An 863-nucleotide genomic window follows, 5' to 3' on the forward strand; every position below is an offset into this window, starting at 1 on the left:
TCCGGGATCAAGGCGGGCGCGGGCGGGTTCGACATCAACGTGAAGGGCAACACGGACCTCAAGGGCGGCGTGATTGCCAGCGAAGCCGATGCGAGCAAGAACACATTGACGACGGGCACGTTGACTTACTCGGACATCGAGAATCGCGCGAAGTACGATGCGTCTTCGTTTGCGGCGAGCGGAGGCTATAGCTTCGGCGGCGGCAACGGCGACCAGAGCGGGATTGGCAAGAACCAGAAGGGCACGGCGGACAACGTGAATCCGGTGCCCGGCACGGAGTTGCCGAAGAACGACAGCGGGCTGGCGATTGCGCCACCGGTGGCGATGGCGGCATCGGGCGATGCGAGTACGACCACGAAGAGCGGCATCGGTGCAGGGACGATCAAGATCGCGGATGAAGCACATCAGACGCAGGATATTGCGAGCTTGAATCGGGATACGTCGGATACGGGCGGTATGCTCGCGCCGATCTTCGATAAGGACAAAATCGAGAACGGGTTCGCGATCGCGAGCCAGTTCACGGCGGAGGCGGGGACGTTTGTAGCGAACCGGGTGAAGCAGGCGGATGCGGCCACGCAAGCGGCGAAAGATCCGAATCTGACGCCGGAGCAGCGTGCGCAAGCGCAGCAGCAAGCCGATGAACTGAACAAGGACTGGGGGCCGAACGGAACGTATCGTCAGGCGCTGACGGCGTTGACGGTGGCGGCAGGCGGCAATGTGACGGGAGGCGCGGGTCAGTATGCGCAAGCGGCGACAGTAGCGTATCTGCAGGAGCTTGGCGCGAACGGCGTCAAGCAGATCGCAGATGGCTTAGGCAGCGAAAGCGCGCGTGCGGCGCTGCACGCGATCGTGGGATGCGCGGG

The 863-nt window shown here is 63.5% G+C and carries 1 pseudogene; it reads left to right on the forward strand.

Features of this window, described 5'->3' with window-relative positions:
* Positions 1-863, forward strand: a pseudogene (locus AWB82_RS36690) (hemagglutinin repeat-containing protein); the annotation flags it as partial.

Source organism: Caballeronia glebae (assembly GCF_001545035.1).
Taxonomy (GTDB): Bacteria; Pseudomonadota; Gammaproteobacteria; order Burkholderiales; family Burkholderiaceae; genus Caballeronia; species Caballeronia glebae.